Origin of the sequence: Limnospira sp. (assembly GCF_051859755.1) — a bacterium.
Taxonomy (GTDB): Bacteria; Cyanobacteriota; Cyanobacteriia; order Cyanobacteriales; family Microcoleaceae; genus Limnospira; species Limnospira fusiformis.
The window spans coordinates 1-1,754 of record NZ_JBIMLI010000309.1 but is presented as its reverse complement, the minus strand read 5'-3'; the positions used below and the strand labels follow the sequence as shown (position 1 = coordinate 1,754).

Below are 1,754 nucleotides of genomic sequence, written 5' to 3'. Positions count from 1 at the left end.
ATGGCGCGATTAAAATAGTAGATCCGTTTGTGAGTAGTTTTCAACCCGGTATAGGTAGTTACCCCTTTGACCAAACCAATTTAGCCAGTGCTTTACTGCATTTAGTTGTACATCAACACATAGCAGAATTTAGCCCCGCACTAAACCCCGAACCCGCCAAAAAACATTGTGATTTTTCTATCCGACCTAACGTTAGGGGAGATGGACAATATCCGTTAATATGCACCATCAGCTTAACCGACTATCCCGTAATTGTTGACTACACCAATGGCATGACTTCCGCCGCCAAACCATACTTATTAACTCCTTAACCTATGGCAGAAAATCGCTTATCAGAAACCGACACTTTTTCATTTGAAATTAATCAGAGTAATGTCAGTGATTATGCAAGCAATCCGTTAACACTGTGGAATATTTCTGATGCTATTACTGCCATTTCTGCCCATATTGACCCCAGGTGGCTATGGCGAGCTAATGCTTTTTTAGAAAGTCTCACTGCATCAGTTTGGTGTCCGAGTTTTACTCGTTCTCCTTATCCCGAATTTTACCCAGAGGATTCAGCGGCGGAAAGGGCAGCTAAATTAATGAAATTAGAGAGCAATCACCCTAAGTTTGGTTTGCAATTACTGAGAAGAAAAGGCTCGTCAAATCCTTGGGTTGAGGCAGCTTGTCCGGTTATCCAAAACCGAGGGCGGCGGTTTTATGTGCCTCTAATCAACCCTTATTTAACTGCCAATGAGGTAAAAATATTTGGAGTAGATGACCAGTTAGGTTTAAGTTTTAAGGATTACGGTAACGGTATATTAGGCGGCGGTTCAATAGGCAGTAATCGCGGCTATGACACCATTTATATAGAGGGTGAATATCGGGTCGAATTAGATTTGATACTGATGGCTAAACGCCCGGCTAATACCTTGATGAACACAATAATAGTCGGACCTAATCCTACATTAATCGCCCCCGCTAATCCCAACCGTGCTTATTTTGAAATTCAGAACCAGGGAGAAACTCAATTGCTTTGGGGGTTGGGTGCATCGGGAAATAATGCAACTACTCACCCATTCAGAATGCCACCCGGTCAGATTTATTATCCCGGTAATGTATCAGGATTTATTCCGACTGACGCGATATGGGGTAAAGTAGTAGAAGGTTCGACAACTGTTTTAATTATGGAGAGTTCTTACACATGATGATAGCTTTTTATGGATTAGATGACTTAGAAAATTATCCGGTAGATTTATCCTTAGAATCTGCGGTTAATCCTGTTCATCTATGGGATAAGCGGTTAGAGATTCTTATAGCTACAAATAAGGATGTGTTTAACCGCCATTTTTTGCTACCAGGTCGCCCCGCCAATGGATATTTGATTTATAGAGAATTAAAAGCATTGGCTCATGTTCCCCAAGAATATAAAACCATTGTTGATTTTCCTTCCCCAGAAGAGAGACAAAGAAGGCTCTCTCAAGCCCAAGACGAAAATTATCGATTTGTCCTTGAGCAATGGCTGGAAAGAATAGAGTATTTGTGCCATATCTTTCCATTTTTGGAAGTGTTGCCAATTGCAGCTTTTTTGTCTGATTCTGTTGGTCCCTATCGCCCCCTGTCTGTTCTCACGCTAAAACAACGGAAAACCATTAAACTTGTCTCCTTGGAACCCATAGAAACAATGGAACGGGAATGGGTTGTTGGCGGACGAAAATTGACCAAAGAGGGATGGCTGCAACTATTTCCTGAGTTGAGGCAGGAGTGCGAAC

2 protein-coding genes and 1 pseudogene are annotated in these 1,754 nt (G+C 41.9%); all 3 read left to right on the top strand.

Going from position 1 to position 1,754, the window contains the following annotated elements:
* Nucleotides 1-311: pseudogene (locus ACTIE0_RS24190) on the top strand (hypothetical protein); the annotation flags it as partial.
* A 3-nt stretch (nucleotides 312-314) separates the two neighbouring features.
* Nucleotides 315-1,190 carry a group 2 RNA polymerase sigma factor SigC gene (locus tag ACTIE0_RS24185; protein WP_439517031.1) on the top strand — a complete coding sequence of 292 codons (876 nt, stop codon included), beginning with the start codon at nucleotides 315-317 and terminating at the stop codon, nucleotides 1,188-1,190.
* Nucleotides 1,187-1,754, top strand: a 568-nt coding sequence (locus ACTIE0_RS24180; protein WP_439517030.1) for a hypothetical protein, incomplete at its 3' end; no start/stop codon positions are given. The genes ACTIE0_RS24185 and ACTIE0_RS24180, both read left to right, overlap by 4 nt.

Coding starts and splice junctions, on each gene's coding strand:
- ACTIE0_RS24185 (WP_439517031.1), top strand. CDS start 315: ATGGCAGAAAATCGCTTATCAGAAACCGACACTTTTTCATTTGAAATT.